We start from the raw sequence: 22,372 nt of genomic DNA on the forward strand, positions 1-22,372 counted from the left end.
AGCATCCCCGCCTCTGTGGGGTGCGTAACGTAGCCAGTCAGTGGATCGAGGAGGGATGTTCGTGGCGATGACGAGTCCGAACGTGACGGAGGAGCCCTCGGGGGCCTCGGTGTCTCATGGCGAACGGGTGTACGAGTTCGTGCGCGATCGCATCATCGACGGCAGATTCCCCACGGGCAGTCGGGTGCGTGAGCGCGAGGTCGCCGAGGCGCTCGGCGTCTCGCGCATCCCGATCCGAGAGGCGCTGCCCAGGCTCGAGGCGGAGGGCTACATTCGCACGCTGCCGCGTCGCGGTGCCGTGGTGGCCCCCATGGAGCTCGCCGACGTGATCGAGCTGTTCGATGTCCGCGCGTCCCTCGAGGTGCTCGCCGCGCGCCTCGCCGCCGCACGATGCGCCGACGGGGAGTCGGGGGAGGGGCTCATGGTGGCCCTTGCAACCGCAGACGCTGCCGTCGACTCCTCAGACGAGTCGAGGATCGCCGACGCCACCTCTGACTTCCACGATGCCGTCGTCGCGCTCGCGGGCAGTCGTCTCCTTCGGGACCTGCTCCTCCCCGTGCAGGGGCGAGTCAAGCGGCTCTTCCACATCGCCAGCGAACGCGACGACGACGACGTCCACCGTGAGCATCGCGACCTCTGCGACGCGATCGTGCGCGGCCAAGTCGAACGAGCGGCCGCGCTCGCGCTCGCACACGTCGAGCGCAGTCGGGCGGAGACCCTGCCGCTGCTCGCCGCGCCGGTCCTGCCTGCCTAGCGGGCTCGAGGCTCGAGCTTCGGGCACCTGCTCGGTTGCCAGGCGTCAGCGGACGTGCGCGTCCGAGTGCGAGGCGTCTGGTGACGAGGTGGTGCACGATTCCGTGCGGGCTCGTCCCCCTACCCTCTACCCACCAATCGCACGTGAAATAAGTCAGAATCTCTCGAAATAGGGGATATAGGACTTGCGTGAGTTCGGCTGCGGCTGTGCCAGAAGTGTTCCTCAATTGAGTCGGGAAATTTCTGAGGTGATTTTGTCTGCTAAGTTGCTCTTCGCTGCGTTCCGCGGCGGCGACGAAATTAGGGAGAATGTTGCATTGGAATACGGCTTTCACCCCTCGCGGATTCCTGTCGCGACGGGTCGGAGGTGCCCTCGTCTCGGCTCTTGTTCCCGAGGTGCCCACAAATCGTGTAGCGGACGTGGCTTCAGTCGTGGGCTGCCTCGGCGAGCGTGGTCACGGCCGGGCTCGTGGCGTTTCCGTCGCCTACATCCATTCTGAAGCCTCGTTGCCAGTTCGGGTCCAATTCACGAGGTTCGAGTCGAAGCTCTCAGAAAGGAATCTCAAGGGTGATCGATTTTCTCTCGAGTAATGCCGCCGCCTACATCGGCGTACTCCTTGCCGCCGTTGGGCTTGGTCTGATGGTGAATGTAGAAGAACGACTCTCGACAGTCGGTTTCATTGCTGCCAATATCTCGTTCGGGTTCCTCTACGACAATTTGGGTCTTGATGTGCCGTTGGTGATTCCGATTCTGGTGACCGTGAGCGTGCTCGTCGGTTCCATCCGGAATATTTGGGGATATAGGGACAGCCCCCTGCTGGCCGGGGAGTCTCCGGCTCGAAAGATCCTCATCTCAATCGGGCATCCGGCACGTGTTCGTGCGGCGGCGCTTGATCGACGAGCGCAGGCTGATGTCTAAGGTCACAGATTGACGAGTCGTCGAATCCTGTCTCGAAGTTCAACGCGAGACGGCGTTCGGGGCGGATTCCCGAGCTACCGTGGACCGGTATGGCTGAGATGAGCGCGTCCACAGGGCTGGCGACTGGCGGCAGGTTCCGTGCGCGCGGGTGGCTCGTGGTCGACCCGGCGCGCGCAGCGTCGTATCTCACTCCGTTTCGTCCATCGGAGGTGTTCGTCTGGGATGAGCGTCTCCTGCCGCTCCGGCTCGACGAGGCGGCGAGGGTCGGGCTGTCCCTCTTTGAGGGGAGTGTGGAAGTAGAGGGCTCTTGGGACGGAGAAGCCCTGCTGGTTTCCCGCTGGAATAAGAACGCTGCCGTCGATCCGGCCGTGGCCTCCCTCCGAGTCCTTGCACAGCGGGTCCGGGAGGCTTACGTGCCCACACACACGGAGCATCCAGACTTCGAGGCATTCGCCGCCACGTTGGGGAAGCATCCGTCTGTGCTCGCCATGACTCACATAGCCCTGGCCGAGCACGGTCGGGTCTACGTCCTCTCCGCACCCGAGCCGGAGCGAGTCGAGGCGCTTGTGGCGCAGGGGCCGGCGGGCCCCGTCGTCGTCTTCCCCAGTCGGTGGAATGAGGCGCAGCTCGAAGACGCGCGAGCCCTCGTCGACTCGGTGCCGGATGATCATCTTCTGAAGATCGGGGAGGGAACGACCGACCGAGGCGAACGCTACGCACACGCTCTGGTGACCCAGCTGCCAGACGGTTTCGCATCCGCCAGAGCCCTGTTGCCGGAGGGGATCGTCGACGTTCGCCCCTGGATCGAGAGCGTGAGCTGCCCCATCACCAGCCCTGATGCCCTGGATAACGGATCCCCGCTTGGCTGATGGCGCCGGACACGGTTGACTTATGTCACGAACGCACCGAAGCGTCGTGAATTGGAGACCAACCGTGACATCGTCGTCCGAAGGCCTGACCGCCGACTTCGCTCTTGCCCGCTTCAGTGTGGGGGAGGGGAAGCCGCAGCTCGGACTCGTCGCGGCTGGCCGCATCCGCCCGCTGAGCAGCGAGGAGCTCGGCGCAGACTCCCTCAACGACTTCCTCGCTGAAGCGCCCGCCTCCTGGGACCGCCTCGCGCAGCTCGCAGCAGCACGCGATGGCGCCGACTGGCTCGCCCTCGACGACGTCACTCTCGAAGCGCCCGTCGAGCCACGCCAGGTGCTGCAGACGGGCGCCAACTACCGCACGCACGTCATCGACCTCGTCGCTGCCGGCCGGGCGAAGAACGACCCGCGCCCCATCGAGGAGCTGCGCGAGTGGGCGGCCGAGATGATGGATGCACGCGCCAGGGACGGCGAGCCGTACTTCTTCATCGGCCTCCCCACGGCCGTCGCCGGTGTCGACGCCGAGCTCGAGCTGCCCGGCTACAGCGACCAGCACGACTGGGAGCTGGAGCTCGCCGTGGTCATCGGCAAGCGTGCACACCGCGTCTCCCGCGAAAATGCCCTCGGCCACGTCGCCGGGTACACGATCGTCAACGACATCTCGACGCGCGACCTCATCTTCCGGAAGGACATGAAGGAGATCGGCACGGATTGGTACCGAGGCAAGAACGCGCCGGGCTTCCTCCCGACGGGACCCTTCCTCGTGCCAGCGCAGTTCGTGACCGACCCGCACTCGCTCACGCTGAAGCTCACGCTCAACGGCGACACCATGCAGGACGCCGTCAGCGACGACCTCCTCTTCGACATCCCCGCGCTCATCTCGGCCGCATCCGAGACCATGCCGCTCCTCCCCGGAGACCTGCTCCTCACCGGCAGCCCGGCCGGCAACGGCATCGTGCACGGCCGCCTCCTCCGTGATGGCGACGTCATGGTGAGCGTCATCGAGGGTCTCGGGACGCAGACGACGCGGGTGCGCGCAGAAGCGGTCTCCTCGTGACCTCCCTCACCGACACTGGGGACACCACCGACACCGGCAATACCACGGGCACGGGCGACGTTGGGGGAGCCCCTGAAGTCACGGGAGCCCCAACCGCGAACCCTGCCGAGCTCGACCGCACCGACCCCACCACCGAAGTCGCACGCGCGGCGCAGGCCTACCGCAACTGGGGCCGTTGGGGCGACGACGACCGCATCGGCACGCTCAACTTCATCGACGACGCCAAGCGCGCCGAAGCGGCGAAGCTCGTGCGCGCGGGCCGCAGCTTCTCGCTCTCGCAGCCCTTCGACATGAACGGCCCTCAGATGGGGTGGCGGCGCCGCACGAACCCCGTGCACACGATGCTCGACACGGGCACGGATGCGCAGCTCGCGAACCAGGGGTTCCCGCACGGTCTCGGCGGGGCCGACGACGTCATCGCCATGCCGCTGCAGTGCTCGACCCAGTGGGACGGCCTCGGCCACATCTTCGACCACGGCTACGCGTGGAACGGCCGCCGCTCGGGCGAGGTCGTGACGAGCGAGGGCGACCTCGTGACGGGCATCGAGCACACCGCGGCCGAGATCGTGAGCCGCGGCGTGCTCCTCGACCTCGGCAGGCACCTACGTGACAGCGGGGAGCTCGAGGACGGCTACGCGATCACGACCGCCGACCTGGAAGCGTGCATCCACGCGCAGGGCGCCACGGCGGCGGTCGGCCGCGGCGACATCGTGCTCGTCCGCACGGGCCGCTACGCCCGCGCGCAACGCGACGGCTGGAACGGCTACGCCGGCGGGCCAAGCGCCGGGCTGTCGTTCACGACGGCCGGCTGGCTGCACCGCTCCGAGATCGCGGCCATCGCAACCGACACGTGGGGCTTCGAGGTGCGCCCGAACGAGTTCGACGAGGCCTTCCAGCCCCTCCACCAGGTGGTCATCCCCAACATGGGACTCACCATCGGCGAGATGTGGGACCTCGAAGCCCTCGCATCCGCGTGCCAGGCCGACGGCGTGTACGAGTTCCTGCTCGTCGCACCGCCGCTGCCCATCACGGGTGCCGTCGGCTCGCCCGTCAACCCGATCGCCATCCGCTGAGCACCCACTCGTCCATCTCAGAGGCAACCCCGCCGCTGCTGACCCAGACACCTTCATCGTCAACGCAGACGCAGAAAGCAGGACCATCATGAGTGCAGTTTCCAAGGTCGCCATCGTCGGAGGCGGAGTCGCGGGCATGGTCTCCGCGATCATCCTCGCCGACGGCGGCGTCGAGGTCGACGTCTACGAGGCGAAGTCCGAGATCACGGCCCTCGGCTCCGGCATCACCCTGCAGGGCAACGCCCTGCGCGTCTTCGACCAGGTCGGCGTCTGGGAACGCATCCAGGAGCAGTCCTACTCGTTCGACGACGTCAGCATGCGCGCCCCCGACCCGGCTGGCACGGTCATCGCGAGCCTCACCGAGACCCGCACCGGCGGCCCCGAGTACCCCGCGACGGCCGGCATGTACCGCCCGGACCTGGCCAAGATCCTCGCCGAGCGCGCCCTCGAAGTCGGTGCGCGCATCCACTACGGCACCACGGTCACGGGCCTCGAGCAGGACGCCGACGGCGTGACCCTGACGACGGATGCAGGCGACACGTCGCGCGTCGACCTCGTCATCGGCGCCGACGGCCTCAACTCGCCGACCCGATCGCTCATCGGCATCGAGACGAAGCCCGAGCGCACCGGCATGGGCATCTGGCGCGCCTTCGTGGCCCGCCCCGCCGAGGTCACGCACACCGACCTCTACTACGGCGGCCGCTGCTTCATCGCCGGCTACTGCCCGACCGGCGAGAACAGCATCTACGCGTACCTCGTCGAGAAGGCGCAGGACCGCAGCGGCCTCACGCCCGCCGAGAGCGTCGAGATCATGCGCGACCTCGCCGGCAGCTACGGCGGACCGTGGCAGGAGATCCGGGACTCGCTCACCGAGTCGGCCCGCGTGCACTACACGCTCTTCACCTCGCACGTCGTGCCGGACGCATGGAACCGCGGCCGCGTCGTCGTCATCGGCGACGCCGCCCACAGCTGCCCTCCCACGATCGCGCAGGGCGCGGCCCAGGCCGCCGAGGACGGGCTCGTGCTCGCGACGATGCTGCTCGAGCGCGAGCAGCTCGACCAGCCGTTCTGGGACGACTTCCACGCCCGCCGCCTCCCTCGCGCGGCCCACGTCGTCGAGGCGTCCACGACCCTCGGCCAGTGGCAGCTCGACGGCAAGCGCGACGGCAACGTGCCCGCCCTCATGGGCGGCGTCGCGCAGCTCGTGGCGGTGCCGGCATGACCGCCGCGAGCGTTCCCGGCCGTGCTTCCGGCGCTGCCGGCCAGATCGTCGACGTGCACGCGCACCTCCTCCTCCCCGCACTCCAGGGCGCCGTTCAGGGACGCGACCCGGAGGGCTTCGCCGCCGCCGGCGAGCTCGAAGCCAAGCGCAACGGGCCAGAGAGCCTCGCCGCCTCCGGCGCCATGATCAAGTCGCGCTTCCCGAAGCTCATCTCGCTCGAAGAGCGCCTCGCGGTCATGGATGTGCAGGGCGTGGACATGCAGCTCGTGTCCCCCTCGCCGAGCCACTACTACCCGTGGGCGGGCGAAGAGCTCGCCGTCTGGGCGGCGAAGGAGGCCAACGCGGCCATCGCCGCGCACGTCGCCGGTGCTCCCGACCGCCTCCGCGGGCTCGGCCTCGTGCCGCTCCAGCATCCGCACCGCCTCGTCGAGCTACTCGAGGATGCCGTGCTCGCCAACGGCCTGGCCGGCGTCGAGCTATCGTCGTTCGCGGGCGATGTCGAGCTGAGCGACGCGCGCCTCGACGACTTCTGGCGCCGCGCCGAGGAGCTCGAGGCCATCGTGTTCCTGCACCCGTTCGGGTGCAGCCTCGACGAGCGCCTCGACCGCTTCTACCTCTCCAACACCGTGGGCCAGCCCGCCGAGAACGCGGCCGCGATCTCGCACCTCATCTTCGGTGGCGTGCTCGACCGCTTCCCGAACCTCGTGCTCATCGCGGCCCACGGCGGCGGCTACCTGCCGACGTTCATCGGCCGCTCCGACCACGCCTGGGAGGTGCGGCCCGAAGCGCGCACGTGCCTGCGCGCGCCGTCCACGTACCTGCGGCAGCTGAGCTTCGACTCGCTCGTGCACACGCCGACCGCGCTGCGGAACCTCATCGCCGCCGTGGGCGCCGACCGGGTGCTCCTCGGCTCCGACTACCCGTTCGACATGGGCGTCGAGAACCCCGTCGAGCGGGTGCACGACGCGGAGCTCGGCGCCGACGACGAGGCGCAGGTCCTGTTCGGCAACGCCGCGCGACTGCCGCGCCTGTGGAACTCCGTGGAGGCGACCCGATGAGGTACGCCAGGTGGATGCACGACGGCAGCGCACACGACGGGATTGTCGTCGCGCACGAGGGCGGTGACCGGCTGCTCGCCTTCGCCGATGGGCTCACCGTGCTCGGGGCGACCAGGCTCGGGCTCGAGCGCGCCAACGCGGCCGCGACCTCGCTCATCGAGCGGGCCCGGGCGGATGGCTCGCTCGGCCTCGCGCCGTCGGTGTCCGACGTCGAACTCCTCGCGCCCATCGAGGCGCCGAGCGTGCGCGACTTCGTGGCGTTCGAGGAGCACGTCGAGGGCGTCGTGAAGTCCATCGACGGCGACTCGGGAGTCGTCGCCGAGTGGTACGACGCCCCCACCTTCTACTTCACGAACCCGCACTCGCTTGTGGGCAGCGGGGCGAGCATCCGCCCGCCCGTGACCGAGCGGCTCGACTTCGAGCTCGAGGTGGCCGTCATCGTGGGCGCGGTCGACGTCAGCGACGGGGCGAACCTCGACGAGGCCAGCGCCGCCGGGCACGTCTTCGGCTACAGCGTCTTCAACGACTGGTCGGCCAGGGACATCCAGTCGCGCGAGATGAAGGTGCGCCTCGGTCCCTGCAAGGGCAAGGACTTCGCCGCGACGCTCGGCCCGTGGATCGTCACCGCAGACGAGCTCTCGGACGCGCACGACGCCGACGGCTTCCTCGAACTCGAGCTGCAGGTGCTGGTCAACGGCGAGCTGATCGGCAGCGACCTGCTCTCGAACATGGGCTGGTCCTTCCCTCAGCTTCTGGTCTACGCGTCCCGCAATTCACGGGTCGTGCCGGGCGATGTGCTCGGCTCCGGCACCGCCGGCAACGGCGGGTGCCTCGCCGAGCTGTGGGGCCGCGCGGGCTCCCTCACACCGCCCCCGCTCGCCGAGGGCGACGTCGTCGAGCTGCGCGTCGAGCGCATCGGCGAAGTCAGCAATGTCATCGGCGCGGCCGTGGAAGCCGTGCCGGTTCCCCGCGCCCGGGCGGCGTCGCGGGCACGAACGAGAGGACGCGTCAGCGCATGAGCAGCACGAACCGCGACGACGGACTCGACGCAGGCGGCTCGCTCCGGAGCGGTGCGATCGGCGGCGAAGCCGGCGGCTCCGTCGACATCGCGGGCGGTCCTCCCGCTGGTGGAATGGCGAGCGTCCCGAGTCCGAGTGACATCGTCATCGTCGCCGCCGCGCGCACCCCGCAGGGCAAGCTCAATGGGCAGCTCTCGACGCTGACCGCTCCGCAGCTCGGTGCCGCCGCGATCAGCGGCGCGCTCGCGCAGGCCAGCATCGACGCCTCGCAGGTCGACGCCGTCCTCATCGGGCACGTGCTGTCCGCCGGCGTCGGGCAGAACGCGGGACGTCAGGCGGCGCTCGCCGCGGGCATCCCGGCCTCGGCGCACGTCGCATCCATCAACAAGGTGTGCCTCTCGGGCCTGACCGCCGTCATCGACGCCGCTCGCCTGCTGAAGACGGGCGACGCGCAGCTCGTCGTCGCAGCCGGCATGGAGTCGATGAGCCAGGCGCCGCACCTCCTCGCCGGTTCCCGCAGGGGCTGGGCCTACGGCTCTGTCGAGGCGCTCGACCACATGGCCCACGACGGGCTGACGGATGCGGCCTCCGGCCTGAGCATGGGCTTGCTCACCGAGCAGCACAACACGAGCCTCGGCATCACGCGCGAGGCGCAGGACGCCGTCGCCGCGCGCTCCCATCAGCGTGCCGCCGCGGCCGTGGATGCTGGCCTCTTCGACGCCGAGATCGTCGCCGTCGACGTGCCGGTGCGCCGCGGCGAGCCCGTGCGAGTGACGCGCGATGAGGGCATCCGCCCCTCGACCACGGCTGAGTCGCTTGCCGGGCTGCGCGCCGCATTCGCCGCGGACGGCACCATCACGGCCGGCAACGCCTCACCCATCTCCGACGGTGCTTCGGCGGTTGTGCTCACGACCCGCGCCTTCGCGGACGCGCACGGCTACGACGTGCTCGCCGTCGTCGGCGCGGCCGGCCAGGTCGCCGGCCCTGACTCGTCGCTGCAGTCGCAGCCGTCTCGCGCCATCGCCCGCGCCTGCGAGAAGCAGGGCATCGCGGCTTCCTCGTTCGATCACATCGAGATCAACGAGGCCTTCGCCGCGGTTGTCGTCCAGTCGCAGGCCGAGCTCGGTGTGTCCGACGAGGTGGTCAACCCGCACGGCGGCGCGATCGCCCTCGGCCACCCGATCGGCGCATCCGGTGCCCGAGTCGTCGTGCACGCCGTGCACGAGCTCGCCCGCCGAGGCGGCGGAACCGCGGCCGTCGCCCTCTGCGGCGGAGGCGGCCAGGGCGACGCCCTCATCCTGACCCGCTGACCCGCTGACCCGCTGATCCGCTGATCCGCTGATCCGCTGATCCGCTGATCCGCCGATCCGCCGACCCGCCGATCCGCTGATCCGCTGGCGGCAGCCAAACTGACGCTGGTCCGCTGGTCCGCGGCGCACTGATGGGGTGCCCCGTTGCCCCGCGTTTCCGCCGATCCGCTGACTACTCCTGTTTCGGGATGGCTTTGGCGCTTCGGGATGGCTTGCAAGTCATCTGCGTGCGTGGAAGCCATCCCGAAATTGCGGGCGGGTGCTGGCGGAGTGGCTGGGCAAGTCTCGGGATGGGTTTGGCGCTTCGTGCGGGTGGCCTTCTTGCGCCGAGGTGAGGATCCCATCCCGAGGAGTTTTCGCGCGGTGTTGACGTTGGCGAGCGAATCTCGGGATGGCTTTGGCGCTTCGGGATGGCTTGCAAGCCATCTGCGTGCGTGGAAGCCATCCCGAGACAGGGGGCGGGTGCTGGCGGAATGGCTGAGCAAGTCTCGGCATGGATTTGGCGTTTCGTGCGGGTGATCTTCTTGCGCCGAGGTGAGGAACCCATGCCGAGGAGTTTCCGCGCGGTGTTGACGTAGGCGAGCGAACCTCGGGATGGCTTTGGTGCTTCGGGATAGCTTGCAAGCCGTCTGCGTGCGTGGAAGCCATCTCGAGAATGGGGGCGGGTGCTGGCGGAGTGGCTGAGCAAGTCTCGGGATGGGTTTGGCGCTTCGTGCGGGTGGCCTTCTTGCGTCGAGGTGAGGATCCCATGCCGAGGAGTTGCCGCGCGGTGTTGACGTTGGCGAGCGAACCTCGGGATGGTTTTCGCGCTTCGGGATGGCTTGCAAGTCATCTGCGTGCGTGGAAGCCATCCCGAAATGAGCGCCGCCGCGCCGCCGCCGCCGCCGCCGCCGCCGCCGCCGCGCCGCCGCCGCCGCCGCCGCCGCCGCGCCGCCGCGCCGGCCTGCCGCCTACGCCGCGCCGACCTCCGCCTGCATGGCCTCGCCGGCTTGCGCGAAGAGGCGGCGCATCCACGCGTGCTCTGGGTCGCTGTTGTGGGTGGGATGCCACCAGAGGGCGGCCGAGATGGGGGTCGCGTCGAAGGGCGGCTCGAGCACTCGGAACCCCTCGCTCGGGATGAGCACGTCGGTGAGCCGCTTCTGCATGAGGGCGAGCCGGTTGGTGCCTTCGACGAAGTGGGGGAGCACGTGGAAGCCCTCGACGACGGCGGCCACGGTCGGCTCGATGCCGAGTTCACGGATCTGCCTGCTCGCCGAGGTGAACGCCGACCGGGAGAGGTAGTTGAACACCCACGGCAGCTCGGCGATGTTCTCCATCGTGATCTGCTCGCCGACGTGCGGGTTGTCGTCGGTGCAGATGATGCGCCACTCGTCGGTGAAGAGGTCGTTGTATGGGAGGTCGCTGAGGAAGCCGTGGGGGATCATCATGGCGTCGACCGAGCGGAGCTGCGCGATGGCGTCCTCGACGATGGAGGGGTTGTGCATCCGGAACCGGAAGCGCACGCCCGGGGCGGTCTCGGCGGCGAGCTTGGAGACGGCGGCGCCGATGGTCGCGAAGCCGTAGTCGGAGCCGAGCACCGTGAACTCGCGGGTCGACTGCGTCGGGTTCCATTCGGCTTGGCTGTCGAAGACGCGCCTGGCCGAGTCGAGGGCTGTGGCGGTGAGCTCGCTGAGGCGCACGGCGAGGGGCGTCAACTCGTACGTGTTGCCGGTGCGGGCGAGGATCTTGTCGTTGAAGTGCGTGCGAAGACGACCGAGGGATGCGCTGAGCGCGGGTTGGCTGAGGTGCAGTCGCTCTGCCGCTCTGGTGACGCTGCGTTCCGTGAGGAGGGCGTCGAGTGAGACGAGCAGGTTGAGGTCGAGCCTGGAGAGCGGTGTTTCTGTGGTCACGTCGTTGTGCCTCCGGATCGGGGGTGTGGCGCCAGCATATCCGTCTCGGTGATGCGCTCGGCGGGTTCCGGGCCGTGAGTTATGCGGAGCATCGCAACTACTTATGTGTGTTTTGCGCACAAGCCTGCCAGACTGAACCCAGCTCCGGTACGGCCGGAGGATCTTCGACAACGCTGTCAAGAAAGGCAAAAAATGTCTCACTCCCGTAACCAGCGGATGCGCCTCAGCGCAGCACTCGCCCTCCCGGTTGCCGGTGTCCTCGCTCTCTCCGGTTGCGCAAGCGGCGGCGGCGGCGACACCGCAGGCGGCGGCGCCACCGAGTTCTCCCTCACCTACGCAACCTCGAACAACCTCGAGAACCCGTACGAGGCGCTCGCGAACGCGTACATGGAAGCCAACCCCGACGTGACGATCACGCTCAACCCGCAGCCGAACGACCGCTACGGCGAGACGCTCCGCACGCAGCTCCAGGCGGGCAACGCCCCGGACGTCATCCAGACGGCCCCCGGATCGGGCCAGGGCCAGGCGGTCCTCAGCCTCGGCGAGGCGGGCTTCCTCGCACCCCTCGGCGAGACCGCATCCGGTGTCATCCCCGACGGCAGCGAGGCGCTCTACACCTACGAGGACCAGGTGCTCGCGCAGCCCGTCGACTTCACCGTCGCAGGCTTCGTCTACAGCAACTCCTCGGCGGAGGCCGCTGGCGTGACCAGCTACCCCGCCGACACGGCCGAGCTCATCGGCAAGTGCGGCGACCTCACCTCGCAGGGCAAGTCGATGATCGTCATCGCCGGAGCCGCAGGCCCCAACACGGGCATGACCGCCATGTCGATCTCGGCCACCCGCGTCTACGCGGAGACCCCCGACTGGAACGAGCAGCGCGAAGCCGGCGACGTCACCTTCGCCGACTCGCAGGGCTGGAAGGACACGCTCGAGACGATCATCGACCTCAAGGATGCGGGCTGCTTCCAGCCTGGTGCCGAGGGTGCTGGCTTCGACGTCATCACGAACAACATCACGCAGGGCACCTCGCTCGGCGGCTTCCTCCCCGGCTCCTCCGCCAACGAGCTGGCCGAGGCCAACCCGGACCTCGACTTCTCCATCGAGCCCTTCCCGTCCGCTGACGGCGGCAAGCCGTACGTGCTCGCCAGCTCCAACTACTCGCTCTCCATCAACGCGGCGAGCGACAAGCAGGAGGCCGCCCAGGCGTTCCTCGACTGGGTCGCGGGCGATGAGGGCGCGAAGCTCTTCTCCGACGTGTCCGGCGCGCTCCCCGTCTCCGGCATCGAGAACTACGAATTCGAAGGCTCCGCGTACGCCAGCGTCGAGCAGGTCCTCACCGACGGCTCCTACACGCCGCTGCCGAACAGCCTCTGGCCGAACCAGGCCGTCTACGACGAGCTGCAGAAGGGCGTGCAGGGTCTCTTCACCGGTCAGACCACGGTCGACGGCGTCCTCTCGGCAATGGATGCGGCCTGGGACAGCTGACCTTCAAGGTCAGGCACCCACCGCATCCACACGTAGCAAAGGAGCCAGTTCATGACTGCGACACTGCACAGCGACGGCAAGACCGAGTCAGCTGCTGAAGACCAGTCGCCCACGGGGGAGGGTGGCAAGAAAGCCGCCCTCCCCCGCAAGGGGCGTCCCCTTCTCCAATTCGGTCACTGGTGGTGGGTGCTGCCCGGCCTCGTGCTCGTGGCGTTCATCCACTACGCCGCGACGGCCGCCGGAGGCTTCTTCGCGTTCACGAACTGGTCTGGCATCGGCTCGTTCACGTTCGTCGGGTTCGACAACTTCGCCGATATCTTCGCCGACCCGAGCAAGATCGGCGCCGTCGGCAACACGCTGTTCCTCGCGTTCGGCTCGGTCATCCTCACCAACATCGCCGGCCTCATCCTGGCCCTCGCACTCAACCGCGGGCTCAAGACGCGCTACATCCTCCGCACCCTGTTCTTCATGCCGGTGGTGCTCAGCCCGCTCGCGGTCGCCTACATCTGGAAGTTCATCTTCGAGTTCAACGGCCCGCTCAACGCGTTCCTGGGGATGCTCGGCTTCGCCGAATACCAGAAGGCCTGGCTGGCAGACCCGCAGTGGTCGATCTGGGCGGTCCTTATCGTCATCGTCTGGCAGAACACGGGCTTCACGATGGTCATCTACATCGCCGGCCTCGCCAGTGTGCCCGTCGAGATCGAAGAGGCCGCCGCCATCGACGGCGCCAGCATGCTCCAGCGCTTCTGGTACATCACGCTCCCCTCGATCCGCTCGGCCGTCGCCATCGCGACGACGCTCGGACTCGTCAACGGGCTGCGCATCTTCGACCAGGTCATGGCCCTCACTGGCGGAGGGCCAGCAGGTGCCACGGAGACGCTCGCGACGGAGGTCTACAAGCAGACCTTCTCGCTCGGCAACTTCGGCTACGGAGCGGCGCTCGCGCTCATCCTCACCGTCATCATCCTCATCTTCGCCGTCCTCCAGCAGAAGCTCACGGCCGAACGCCCCGAGAAGGGACGCTGACATGTTCAGGTACACCAAGTTCACGCTGATCAGGGAAGTCGCGGTCTGGCTCGTCGCCATCGTGTTCCTGCTGCCGTTCTACTTCCTCGTCATCACGGCGTTCAAGAGCGACCAGGAGGTCTTCTCAACCTCTGCCACCGAGCTCCCCGCAACGTGGACGGTCGAGAACTTCGCCAACGTCATGACGGCGACGGGGCAGTCGAACGTGCTCATCGGCCTGCTCAACAGCATCATCATCACGGGCGGCACGATCCTCTGCATGGTGATCCTCGGGGCGCTCGCGGGCTACGTCATCACGCGCAGCACCCGCCGCTGGACCCAGGTTTCGTACTACATCTTCCTCATCGCGATCATCCTGCCCACGCAGCTCGGCACCGTTCCCCTCTACATGGGGGCCCGCGCGCTCGGCCTGACCGGTTCGCTGTGGGGCATGATCGTGCTCTACACGGGGATGCTCCTCCCGCTCGCGATCTTCCTGTACGCCAACTTCTTCCGCGGACTCGGCACCGACTATGAGGAGGCTGCGGCCCTCGACGGGGCGAGCCCCACGCAGGTGTTCTTCCAGATCATCCTCCCCCTCATGGCGCCGGCCACCGGAACGGTCGCGATCCTCGCCGGCCTCATCGTGTGGAACGACTTCTTCACGTCGCTCATCTTCCTCGGCGGCTCCGACTTCCAGACGTTGCCCGTGGCGATGTACTACTACGTCGGCGCGCTCGTCTCGCAGTGGAACCAGATCTTCTCCATCGTCATCATCTCGATGGTGCCGATCCTCATCTTCTACCTCGTCGCCCAGAAGCAGTTCATGCAGGGCTTCGCAGGCGGACTCAAGCACTAGGAATCGAGACCCCACATGGCAACGCAAGACACCCTGCTCAGCGAGCAGAGCCTCTTCCCCCACCCGGATGGCGCAGCGCTCAGCCTGCAGCTGCCCTGGTACCGCAGCGTGTGGCTCTCCTCGGTCACGGGCCTCGCCCTTGAGATCGACGGCGCCGCGATCGACGCCTCGAAGCTGCGCCTCGAGCACCGTGGCGAGAGCTACCGCCTCGACGAGATCGCCGAGCAGTCGGAGGTGCTGTGGTTCCTGCAGGACCGCCCGCGCCTCGTCGTCGAACTCGACGAGCCGATCGCGGATGGCAGCGAGCACGAGGTCCGCCTCGTCGCCGACCTGCGACTGCCGTACATGCAGATCAAGCCGGGCAGCGAGACCGAGCCGGGCCTCTACGTCCCGAACCACGTCGACGTGACCCGCACGCTCGTCGCGAGCGAGGCCGTCGAGGCTGCGACCACCCCGTACTTCGAGGCGTCGGCGGCGGATGCACTCGGCGAGTTCGCCGAGCCCCGCGACAGCGACCCCTTCAAGCTCGGCCTCACCCTCTACTCGGCAACGGCCGAGTTCGCGGCGGGCTGGTACGACTTCGACTCCCTTCTGGCGCGCGTCGCCGAGCTCGGCATCGGGCCCGGCATCGAGATCGTCGCCTCGCAGATGGTGCCCACGTACCCGCACGTCTCCGACGAGTTCGTCGCGAAGTGGCGGAGCGCGTTCGACAAGTACGGCTTCGACGCCAGCTCGTTCGGCGCGAACCTCGACATGGGCCGCAACCGGTCGCGCGACATGAGCCTCGACGAGGAGTTCGAGTTCACCGAGACGCTGCTGCAGTCGGCGAAGAAGCTCGACTTCCCGCTCGTGCGCATCCAGAGCGCGAAACCGGAGCTGCTGCGGCGCATCCTGCCCATCGCGGAGCGCTTGAACCTCAAGCTCGGCTACGAGATCCACGCGCCGCTCGGGCCGAACGCCGAGCCCATCGTGAAGGTGCGGGAGGTCTTCGAGGAGTTCGACTCCCCGCTGCTCGGCTTCGTCGCCGACTTCTCGTCGACGATGCACAGCATGGCGCCGACGCTGCTGCGTTCGGTGAAGAAGCGCGGCCTCGACGACGCCGCGGTGGAGAAGCTCCAGGAGATCTGGCGCACCGGTGTGCCCATGCGCGAGCGCCAGCAGGCGTTCATCGCGTACCTCGAGGGGCGGGGCATCAACCCGGGCATCCTCGGCTCGCTCGCGCACCTGTCCTTCAACATGCAGGGCCGCGTGGATGTACGCGAGTGGTCGGACATCATGCCGCAGATCCTGCACGTGCACGCCAAGTTCTACGACATCGACGAGCACGGCGACGAGCCGGCGATCGACTACCGCGCGATCACCGAGGAGTTCGTGCGCGGCGGCTTCTCCGGCTACATGTCGAGCGAGTGGGAGGGCCACGCCTTCGCTGACCTCGGCGAGGTCGACCCGCTTGTGCTCGTGCAGCGCCAGCACGCGCTCATCCGCCGCAGCATGCGGGAGGTGCAGGCGCTGGCCTGAGCCGCCAGCCGCGCTCTGAGCTGAGCAGACGTGGGGGTTGCGCACGTGAATCCGTTGATTCACATGCGCAACCCCCACATCTGCGCTTGGAGGGAGTGGGCGGAGGCGCGGGGAGTGGGTGGAGGCGCAGGTATGTGTGGTCTCGGGCGTCGCGCAGACCTGGGCGTTGTGCAGGCTGTGGGGCGCCAGTAGGTGCGCAAGGCCCAGGTCTGTGGGCGTGTGGGCGCGCGGGCAGGGATCTGCGGAGACCTGGGGGTTGCGCAGGCTGTGGGGCTCCAGTAAGTGCGCAAGGCCCAGGTCTGTGGGCGTGTGGGCGCGGGGAGGCGCGCGCGTGGGCGGGGTTCTGCGGAGACCTGAGGGTTGTGCAGGCTGTGGGGCTCCCGAAGGTGCGCAGGGCCCAGGTCTGTGGGCGCGTGGACGGGGTTCTGCGTAGACCTGGGGGTTGTGCAGGCTGTGGCGCTCCCGGAGGTGCGCGTGGCCCAGGTCTGCTGGGCGCGTGGGCGCGCGGGCAGGGATCTGCGTAGACCTGGGCGTTGTGCAGGCTGTGGGGCTCCCGAAGGTGCGCAGGGCCCAGGTCTGTGGGTGCGTGAGCGGGGTTCTGCGGAGACCTGGGGGTTGTGGAGGCGGAGGGGTGCCCGCAGGTGCGCATGGCCCAGGTCTGTAGGCGCGCGGGCGGGGTTCTGCGTAGACCTGGGGGTTGTGGAGGCGGAGGGATGCCCGAAGGTGCGCATGGCCCAGGTCTGTGGGCGCGTGGTTGGGGGCGCGCGGGTGTGGGCGGGGTGCTGCGCAGACCTGGGGGTTGCGCAGGCGAAAGGGCGCCCGCAGGTGCACAAGCCGCAGGTGCACAAGCCCCAGGTGTGCGGACCGACTGAGGCGAGGGTGGCCGGGCGGCGGCCGTGCGGCGGCGGATTCCGGATGCTCGGGCGCCGCTCTTGCGGCCGGCCCGCCGGCATCCGCAGCACCTAAGGCGCGCATCAGTCTTTCTTATGACTGAAACCGACATAAGTGCGTAGAGTGGACGCACAGACACAGAGAGTGAGCAACGATGCTTCTCGAGAGAGACCTCATCCAGTCCGTCGGCTTCCGCAACGTGCGCGAGGGCGACACGGTCACCGGGTTCCAATTCCAGCTCCGCATGCCGTCGTACCGCGGCATGGCGGCCTCGCTCATCGACGGGGTCGGCGTTGAGATCCCCGGCGTCGTCGACGTGGACCCGACCGTCCCGCTCTGGACGCTCCAGGGGAACACGTACACGCTCGAGGAGCTGTGGGTGTCGAAGGATGTGCGCTGGCAGCTCGACGAACCCGCCACCGTCACCGTCCCCCTCGAGGGTGGCCTGCCGGACGGCGTGCACGAGCTCTCGGTCGACCTGCGCCTGCGGATGTCGTACATCCCACTCGAGCACCAGCCGAGCCGCTACCAGGTCTCCAAGCACGTGACGCTGACCCCAGAGGCGCAGGGTGCCCAGTTCGCATACGGCGTCTCCCTCTACAGCTACATGGGCGACTACGGCACGGTCATGGACCTCGAGACCGCGCTGCGCTCGATCGCCGACCTCGGCGCCACCGGCGTCGAGATCCTCGGCGAGGGGCACATCCCCAACTACCCCAACCCGAGCGACGAGTGGGTCGACGAGTGGTTCGCGCTTCTCGACAAGTACTCGCTCGAGCCGACGAACTACGGCTCCTGGATCGACACGCGGCTCTTCTCGAGCGGAGCGCAGGCGCGCGACCTCACCGCGGCGGAGGGCGCACAGATCCTGCAGCGCGACCTGCGCCTCGCCAAGCGGCTCGGCTTCAGGTTCGTGCGCCCGAAGATCGGGGTCGTCACGAGCGACCTCGTGCCGCACCACAGCTGGACGGAAGCCGTCGAGCTGAGCCTTGCCCTCGCCGAGGAACTCGACGTCATCATCTGTCCGGAGATCCACTCGCCGACGCCCATCAAGCACGAGGTCGTGGACGACTACATCGCGCTCATCGAGCGCACCGGCACGAAGCACTTCGGGCTGCTCCTCGACACCGGCATCTTCCAGGACCGGCCGATCCCGCTGCGTCCGGGCGAGCTGCCGGGCAAGCGCCCCGACTTCCTCGACGGCATCGGCGTCGACCCGGCCGACATCGCCGGAATCATCGAGCACGTCGTGTTCATCCAGGCCAAGTTCCACGACATCGACGAGCACCTCGAGGACCAGCAGATCCCCTGGGAGCCGGTGCTCAAGTCCCTCAAGGACGCCGGGTACACGGGCTACCTCTCGAGCGAATACGAGGGCGAGCGCGAACCGTGGCGCTCCATCGAGCAGGTCCGCCGCCAGCACTCCCTCATCCGTCAGCTCGCCGACCGCCTCTAGCGCATCGCCCGCCTCGGGCTTCGACCTCCACGCGTCGACCCCTCACTCTTCGAACCCCGCAAAGGACCAGCCATGTACCAGCTCGCACCGAACATCGAACTCCTCTTCACCGAAGCCGGCGACTACCACGACCGAGTCCGCGCCGCCTCGGCTGCCGGCTTCGACGCCGTCGAGATGTGGGGGCCGACGGGCAAGGATGCACCCGCCAAGCCCAAGGACCTCCCCGCGCTCAAGGCGGCGCTGGAGGAGACAGGCACGCAGCTCACGGCGCAGCTCGCCGAGCCGCGCACGCAGTTCATGATTCCGCCGAAGGACCACTCCTTCTTCTACCAGTGCCTGGACGAGGGCGTCGCCATCGCGCAGGACCTCGGCTGCCCGCGCATCGTCGTCGGCAGCGGCACGGGCTTCGGCGGCTCGAAGCGCCAGACGCAGCTCGACGAGCTCATCGCCATCTACGAGAAGGCCATCACCCAGATCGAGGGCTCCGGCATCACGCTGGTGCTCGAGCCGGTCAACGTCCGCGTCGACCACCCCGGCTCGCTCCTCGACCGCACCTCGGAGGCCGTCTACGTCGCCCGCGGCGTCGGCTCCCCGAACTTCGGCGTGCTCTACGACATCTACCACTCTGCCGTCGAGGGCGAGGACATGGCGGCCGAGCTCGCCAACGCCGGAGACATCGTCAAGTACGTGCAGCTGGCGGATGCGCCGGGCCGCGGCGAGCCCGGCAGCGGCTCGCTCGACTGGGCCGAGAAGTTCTCCGTGCTGCGCGCATCCGGCTACGACGGCCCCATCGGCCTCGAGTACTACCCGACCACGGAGTCGGCTGCATCGGTGGCCTTCGTGAAGGAAGCCGCGGCGTCGGCATGAGCCGCTACCCGGAGCGCGTCGACGTCGCCATCGTCGGCAGCGGACCAGCCGGCGCGAGCTACGCGCGCATCCTGAGCGAGACGGCACCCGAGCTGCGCATCGCGATGTTCGAGGTCGGGCCGACCGTCTCGAACCCGCCAGGCGCGCACGTCAAGAACATCGAGGACCTCGAAGCTCGGAGCTCCGCCCAGCGGCGTTCCGAGGGGCCGGGCGAAGCGGCCTCCAAGCTCAACAGCCCCGTCGCCCTCGCGCAGGGGAAGCGACAGTCGCGCCCGGGCACGTACATCCTTCCCGACGGCGACTTCTCGGTCGACGGCGGCGACGGGATGCCCGTCGCGGCCATGTCGAGCAACGTGGGCGGCATGTCCGCCCACTGGACGGGCGCCTGCCCGCGCCCGGGCGAGAGCGAGCGCATCAGCTTCCTCGACGCGACGGGCGAGCTCGACGAACTCCTCGGTGAGGCCGAGCGCCTGCTCGGCGTCACGACCGACGCGTTCGAGGGGGCCCCCTTCAGCCAGGTCATCCGCGACCGGCTCTCACCGGTGGTCGACGGGGGCCGCGAGCCTGCCGCCCGCGTGCAGCGGATGCCGCTCGCCGTGCGGCGCCGTGACGACGGGCGCCTCGTCTGGTCGGGCTCCGACGTCGTCCTCGGCGACGTGACACGCGAGAACCCCAACTTCGAGCTCTTCGATGAGTCCCTCGTCACCAGGACCGTGCTCGGCGACGACGGCGCGGTCGCGGGAGTCGAGGTGCGCGACCTCAGCGAGGCCGGCGCAGCGCAGCTCAGCGTGGTCGCGGCCCGAGTGGTCGTCGTGGCCGCCGACGCGCTCCGCACCCCGCAGGTCCTGTGGGCCTCCGGGATCCGACCCGATGCGCTCGGCCGATACCTCAACGACCAGTCGCAGGTCGTCTTCGCCGCCCGGATCACGGGCATCGAAGCGCCGGAGGCGTCGGCAACAGCGGTGCAGGACAAGGCCGCTGGCGCCATCAGCGAGACGAGTGGCGTCAGCTGGGTGCCGTACACCGACGCGAAGCCGTTCCACGGGCAGATCATGCAGCTCGACGCGTCCCCCGTGCCGGTCGCGGTCGACGACGCCGTCATCCCCGGCTCCATCGTGGGGCTCGGCATGTTCTGCGCGAAGGAGCTGCAGCGCGACGACCGCGTGCTCTTCACCGAAGGGCACCTCGACAGCTACGGGATGCCGGCCGTGCGCATCCACTACACCGCGACGGACAAGGACCGGGCGGTGATGGATGCGGCGGAGGCCGAACTGCGCGTGCTCGGCGACGCCGTCGGCGAACCCCTCGACGAGCGCGTCATCCGCCTCCCCTTCGGCGCATCCCTGCACTACCAGGGCACAACCCGCATGGGCGAGACCGACGACGGCGAGAGCGTCTGCTCGCCGACAAGCGAGGTCTGGGGCGTGCCGGGGCTCTACGTCGCCGGCAACGGCGTCATCCCGACCTCGACCGCCTGCAACCCCACCCTCACGAGCGTCGCGCTCGCCGTGAAGGGCGCCCGCGACGTCGCGGCGAGGCTCACCACCGCACCAGCGCTCGCGTCGCAGACGACCGAGCACTGACCATGACTGACAACTGGCTAGGAGGCCACCATGATTCCTGATCGGATCATCGAGCAGGACACGCTCAAGACGAACGGCACACGCACCTCGGTGGAGGTGCGCCTGCCCTGGTACCGCTCGCTGCCCGCATCCTGCATCTCCGAGTTCGGCCTCTCGGTCGACGGCATCGCCGCCCCACTCGAGTCGCTGCGCTGGACCATGAACGGCAGGACCTACGCACCGGATGAGCTCGCCGGCGACACGAGCGAGTGGTGGTTCCCGACCGACTCGGTTGTCGTCGAAGGCGACATCCCCATCACGGCGGGAGACGGAGACCACACGGTCGACGTCGACCTGAAGCTCTACATCCCGTACATCATCACCGACCACGGGGTGCTCCGCATCGAAGAACACAACTCCAAGACGATGAAGGCGGTCTCCGCATGAGCAGCGAGCTCGGCACCCCCATCCAGGGGGTCACCCTCTACAGCTTCACCCGCGCGTTCCACGGGCGCGAGTACGACCTCGAAGGGCTCATCCGCAAGGTCGCGGCCGAGGGCTTCGGACCCGGCCTCGAGCTCATCGGGTTCTCGAGCATCCGAGGCTTCCCGAACATCACCGACGAGTTCGCCGGCTGGTTCTCCGACCTCGTCGAGGAGCTCGACCTGGTCCGCACCTCGCTCGCGGTCAACGCCGACATCGGCATCCACCGCGACCGCCTGCTTTCGCAGGACGAGCTCGTCGAGTACATGACGCGGCAGATCGAGGCGGCCGCCAAGCTCGGCTTCCCCGTCGCCCGCGTGCAGATCTCCATCACGCCGGACTCGATGGAGCAGCTCGCGCCGATCGCCGAGAAGCACGGCGTGACGCTGGCCCTCGAGGTGCACGCCGACCAGTACGCCTCGCACCCCCGCATCCTCGCGCTCCGCGACCGCTTCGAGCAGGTCGGCTCCCCGTACCTCGGCTTCACCGCCGATTGGGGCGCCACCACCAAGGCGTTCGCCCCGTCCGCCGTCGAGGCCTACCGCCGCCGCGGCGCCTCGGAGGAGCTGCTCACCGAGCTCGTCGAGCTGTGGGACGGCTACTACGCGGAGGGCCCGCCAGCAGACCAGGGCGTGCACGGCAAGCGCTTCGGCTCCTTCATCGGCCTCGCCGCGAAGCACGGGCGCCCCGATTTCGGCATCGACTTCGCCATCAACGGCACCGGCCTCTTCGGCCCGGCCCGGGTCGAGGACTGGCTCGAGATCATGCCGTGGGTCAAGCACGTGCATGGCAAGTTCTTCGGCATCGACGAGCACGGGGAGGAGCCCTCGGTTCCCGTCCGCGAGCTCATCGCGCTGCTCGTCGAGCAGGGCTACTCCGGCGCCGTCTCGAGCGAGTACGAGGGCTGGCACTGGAACCACTGGCAGAGCCCGTTCGACATCATCCGCGCCGAGCACGCCGTCCAGCGCTCCGCGGCAGCGGATGCGGGCTCGCGCATGATCACCGACCCCGCTGAGGCGCGGCGCATCCTCGCCGCCCACCATGCACTGCCCGTACGCAGCTGACCGCCGCGACCAGAAG

General features: G+C 68.6%; 19 protein-coding genes. 18 read left to right on the forward strand and 1 reads right to left on the reverse strand.

The genetic code is table 11. The features are described 5' to 3' along the window. Nucleotides 1-67 precede the first annotated feature (67 nt). The 9 genes from ITJ61_RS15235 (at nt 68) to ITJ61_RS15275 (ending at nt 9,277) form a co-directional block, all read left to right on the forward strand. Nucleotides 68-754 carry a GntR family transcriptional regulator gene (locus ITJ61_RS15235; RefSeq protein ID WP_194686777.1) on the forward strand — a complete coding sequence of 229 codons (687 nt, stop codon included), beginning with the start codon at nt 68-70 and terminating at the stop codon, nt 752-754. A gap of 567 nt (nt 755-1,321) precedes the next feature. After that, nucleotides 1,322-1,672 (forward strand): hypothetical protein, encoded by a 351-nt coding sequence (locus ITJ61_RS15240; RefSeq protein ID WP_104239802.1) that lies wholly within the window; start codon nt 1,322-1,324, stop codon nt 1,670-1,672. A gap of 89 nt (nt 1,673-1,761) precedes the next feature. Continuing rightward, nucleotides 1,762-2,541: a hypothetical protein gene (locus tag ITJ61_RS15245; protein WP_194686630.1), complete on the forward strand. Its 780-nt coding sequence runs from the start codon at nt 1,762-1,764 to the stop codon at nt 2,539-2,541. Nucleotides 2,542-2,605: 64 nt separating this feature from the next. After that, on the forward strand, nt 2,606-3,595 hold the full coding sequence (locus ITJ61_RS15250) for a fumarylacetoacetate hydrolase family protein (RefSeq protein WP_258062980.1): 990 nt from the start codon (nt 2,606-2,608) through the stop codon (nt 3,593-3,595). Next, nucleotides 3,592-4,668, forward strand: a complete 1,077-nt coding sequence (locus ITJ61_RS15255; protein ID WP_194686631.1) for a cyclase family protein — start codon at nt 3,592-3,594, stop codon at nt 4,666-4,668. Before ITJ61_RS15250 ends, ITJ61_RS15255 begins: the two co-directional genes overlap by 4 nt. Nucleotides 4,669-4,756: 88 nt before the next feature. Next, entirely contained in the window at nt 4,757-5,890 is a 1,134-nt protein-coding gene (locus tag ITJ61_RS15260) for an FAD-dependent monooxygenase (protein ID WP_104332802.1), read from the forward strand. Continuing rightward, entirely contained in the window at nt 5,887-6,948 is a 1,062-nt protein-coding gene (locus ITJ61_RS15265; protein WP_194686632.1) for an amidohydrolase family protein, read from the forward strand. The genes ITJ61_RS15260 and ITJ61_RS15265 overlap by 4 nt, the downstream gene beginning before the upstream one ends. Continuing rightward, entirely contained in the window at nt 6,945-7,967 is a 1,023-nt protein-coding gene (locus tag ITJ61_RS15270) for a fumarylacetoacetate hydrolase family protein (protein WP_194686633.1), read from the forward strand. Before ITJ61_RS15265 ends, ITJ61_RS15270 begins: the two co-directional genes overlap by 4 nt. A gap of 113 nt (nt 7,968-8,080) precedes the next feature. Further along, the gene (locus ITJ61_RS15275) at nt 8,081-9,277 is read left to right on the forward strand and encodes an acetyl-CoA C-acetyltransferase (RefSeq protein ID WP_194686778.1); all 1,197 of its coding nucleotides are present in this window, start codon (nt 8,081-8,083) and stop codon (nt 9,275-9,277) included. A 950-nt stretch (nt 9,278-10,227) separates the two neighbouring features. Here ITJ61_RS15275 and ITJ61_RS15280 read toward each other — a convergent pair. Further along, nucleotides 10,228-11,166: a LysR family transcriptional regulator gene (locus ITJ61_RS15280; protein WP_104239795.1), complete on the reverse strand. Its 939-nt coding sequence runs from the start codon at nt 11,164-11,166 to the stop codon at nt 10,228-10,230. 192 nt (nt 11,167-11,358) lie between these two features. Between ITJ61_RS15280 and ITJ61_RS15285 the strand changes: the two genes are divergently transcribed. From ITJ61_RS15285 to ITJ61_RS15325, 9 genes are all read left to right on the forward strand, one after another. Next, on the forward strand, nt 11,359-12,651 hold the full coding sequence (locus ITJ61_RS15285) for an ABC transporter substrate-binding protein (RefSeq protein ID WP_104239794.1): 1,293 nt from the start codon (nt 11,359-11,361) through the stop codon (nt 12,649-12,651). 51 nt (nt 12,652-12,702) lie between these two features. Next, entirely contained in the window at nt 12,703-13,677 is a 975-nt protein-coding gene (locus tag ITJ61_RS15290; protein ID WP_104239793.1) for a carbohydrate ABC transporter permease, read from the forward strand. Nucleotide 13,678: 1 nt separating this feature from the next. Then, on the forward strand, nt 13,679-14,515 hold the full coding sequence (locus ITJ61_RS15295; RefSeq protein WP_104239792.1) for a carbohydrate ABC transporter permease: 837 nt from the start codon (nt 13,679-13,681) through the stop codon (nt 14,513-14,515). Between the two features lie 15 nt (nt 14,516-14,530). Continuing rightward, entirely contained in the window at nt 14,531-16,033 is a 1,503-nt protein-coding gene (locus ITJ61_RS15300; protein WP_194686634.1) for a C-glycoside deglycosidase beta subunit domain-containing protein, read from the forward strand. Nucleotides 16,034-17,078: 1,045 nt separating this feature from the next. Further along, nucleotides 17,079-18,380 (forward strand): C-glycoside deglycosidase beta subunit domain-containing protein, encoded by a 1,302-nt coding sequence (locus ITJ61_RS15305; protein WP_194686635.1) that lies wholly within the window; start codon nt 17,079-17,081, stop codon nt 18,378-18,380. Nucleotides 18,381-18,452: 72 nt separating this feature from the next. After that, nucleotides 18,453-19,247, forward strand: a complete 795-nt coding sequence (locus ITJ61_RS15310; RefSeq protein ID WP_104307420.1) for a TIM barrel protein — start codon at nt 18,453-18,455, stop codon at nt 19,245-19,247. Next, nucleotides 19,244-20,830: a GMC oxidoreductase gene (locus ITJ61_RS15315; protein WP_104307421.1), complete on the forward strand. Its 1,587-nt coding sequence runs from the start codon at nt 19,244-19,246 to the stop codon at nt 20,828-20,830. Before ITJ61_RS15310 ends, ITJ61_RS15315 begins: the two co-directional genes overlap by 4 nt. A gap of 30 nt (nt 20,831-20,860) precedes the next feature. After that, a complete protein-coding gene (locus ITJ61_RS15320) occupies nt 20,861-21,256 on the forward strand; it encodes a C-glycoside deglycosidase beta subunit domain-containing protein (protein ID WP_104239787.1) in 396 nt (131 codons plus the stop codon). Further along, on the forward strand, nt 21,253-22,356 hold the full coding sequence (locus ITJ61_RS15325; RefSeq protein ID WP_104332928.1) for a sugar phosphate isomerase/epimerase family protein: 1,104 nt from the start codon (nt 21,253-21,255) through the stop codon (nt 22,354-22,356). The genes ITJ61_RS15320 and ITJ61_RS15325 overlap by 4 nt, the downstream gene beginning before the upstream one ends. Nucleotides 22,357-22,372 lie beyond the last annotated feature (16 nt).

Origin of the sequence: Pseudoclavibacter sp. VKM Ac-2888, from assembly GCF_015351285.1 — a bacterium.
GTDB lineage: Bacteria > Actinomycetota > Actinomycetes > Actinomycetales > Microbacteriaceae > Pseudoclavibacter.

Bases quoted from the DNA above. Each gene is read 5' to 3' on its own strand.
- ITJ61_RS15235 (WP_194686777.1), top strand. From the start codon at position 68: ATGACGAGTCCGAACGTGACGGAGGAGCCCTCGGGGGCCTCGGTGTCT.
- ITJ61_RS15245 (WP_194686630.1), top strand. From the start codon at position 1,762: ATGGCTGAGATGAGCGCGTCCACAGGGCTGGCGACTGGCGGCAGGTTC.
- ITJ61_RS15260 (WP_104332802.1), top strand. From the start codon at position 4,757: ATGAGTGCAGTTTCCAAGGTCGCCATCGTCGGAGGCGGAGTCGCGGGC.
- ITJ61_RS15265 (WP_194686632.1), top strand. From the start codon at position 5,887: ATGACCGCCGCGAGCGTTCCCGGCCGTGCTTCCGGCGCTGCCGGCCAG.
- ITJ61_RS15270 (WP_194686633.1), top strand. From the start codon at position 6,945: ATGAGGTACGCCAGGTGGATGCACGACGGCAGCGCACACGACGGGATT.
- ITJ61_RS15275 (WP_194686778.1), top strand. From the start codon at position 8,081: ATGGCGAGCGTCCCGAGTCCGAGTGACATCGTCATCGTCGCCGCCGCG.
- ITJ61_RS15285 (WP_104239794.1), top strand. From the start codon at position 11,359: ATGTCTCACTCCCGTAACCAGCGGATGCGCCTCAGCGCAGCACTCGCC.
- ITJ61_RS15290 (WP_104239793.1), top strand. From the start codon at position 12,703: ATGACTGCGACACTGCACAGCGACGGCAAGACCGAGTCAGCTGCTGAA.
- ITJ61_RS15295 (WP_104239792.1), top strand. From the start codon at position 13,679: ATGTTCAGGTACACCAAGTTCACGCTGATCAGGGAAGTCGCGGTCTGG.
- ITJ61_RS15300 (WP_194686634.1), top strand. From the start codon at position 14,531: ATGGCAACGCAAGACACCCTGCTCAGCGAGCAGAGCCTCTTCCCCCAC.
- ITJ61_RS15305 (WP_194686635.1), top strand. From the start codon at position 17,079: ATGCTTCTCGAGAGAGACCTCATCCAGTCCGTCGGCTTCCGCAACGTG.
- ITJ61_RS15310 (WP_104307420.1), top strand. From the start codon at position 18,453: ATGTACCAGCTCGCACCGAACATCGAACTCCTCTTCACCGAAGCCGGC.
- ITJ61_RS15315 (WP_104307421.1), top strand. From the start codon at position 19,244: ATGAGCCGCTACCCGGAGCGCGTCGACGTCGCCATCGTCGGCAGCGGA.
- ITJ61_RS15320 (WP_104239787.1), top strand. From the start codon at position 20,861: ATGATTCCTGATCGGATCATCGAGCAGGACACGCTCAAGACGAACGGC.
- ITJ61_RS15325 (WP_104332928.1), top strand. From the start codon at position 21,253: ATGAGCAGCGAGCTCGGCACCCCCATCCAGGGGGTCACCCTCTACAGC.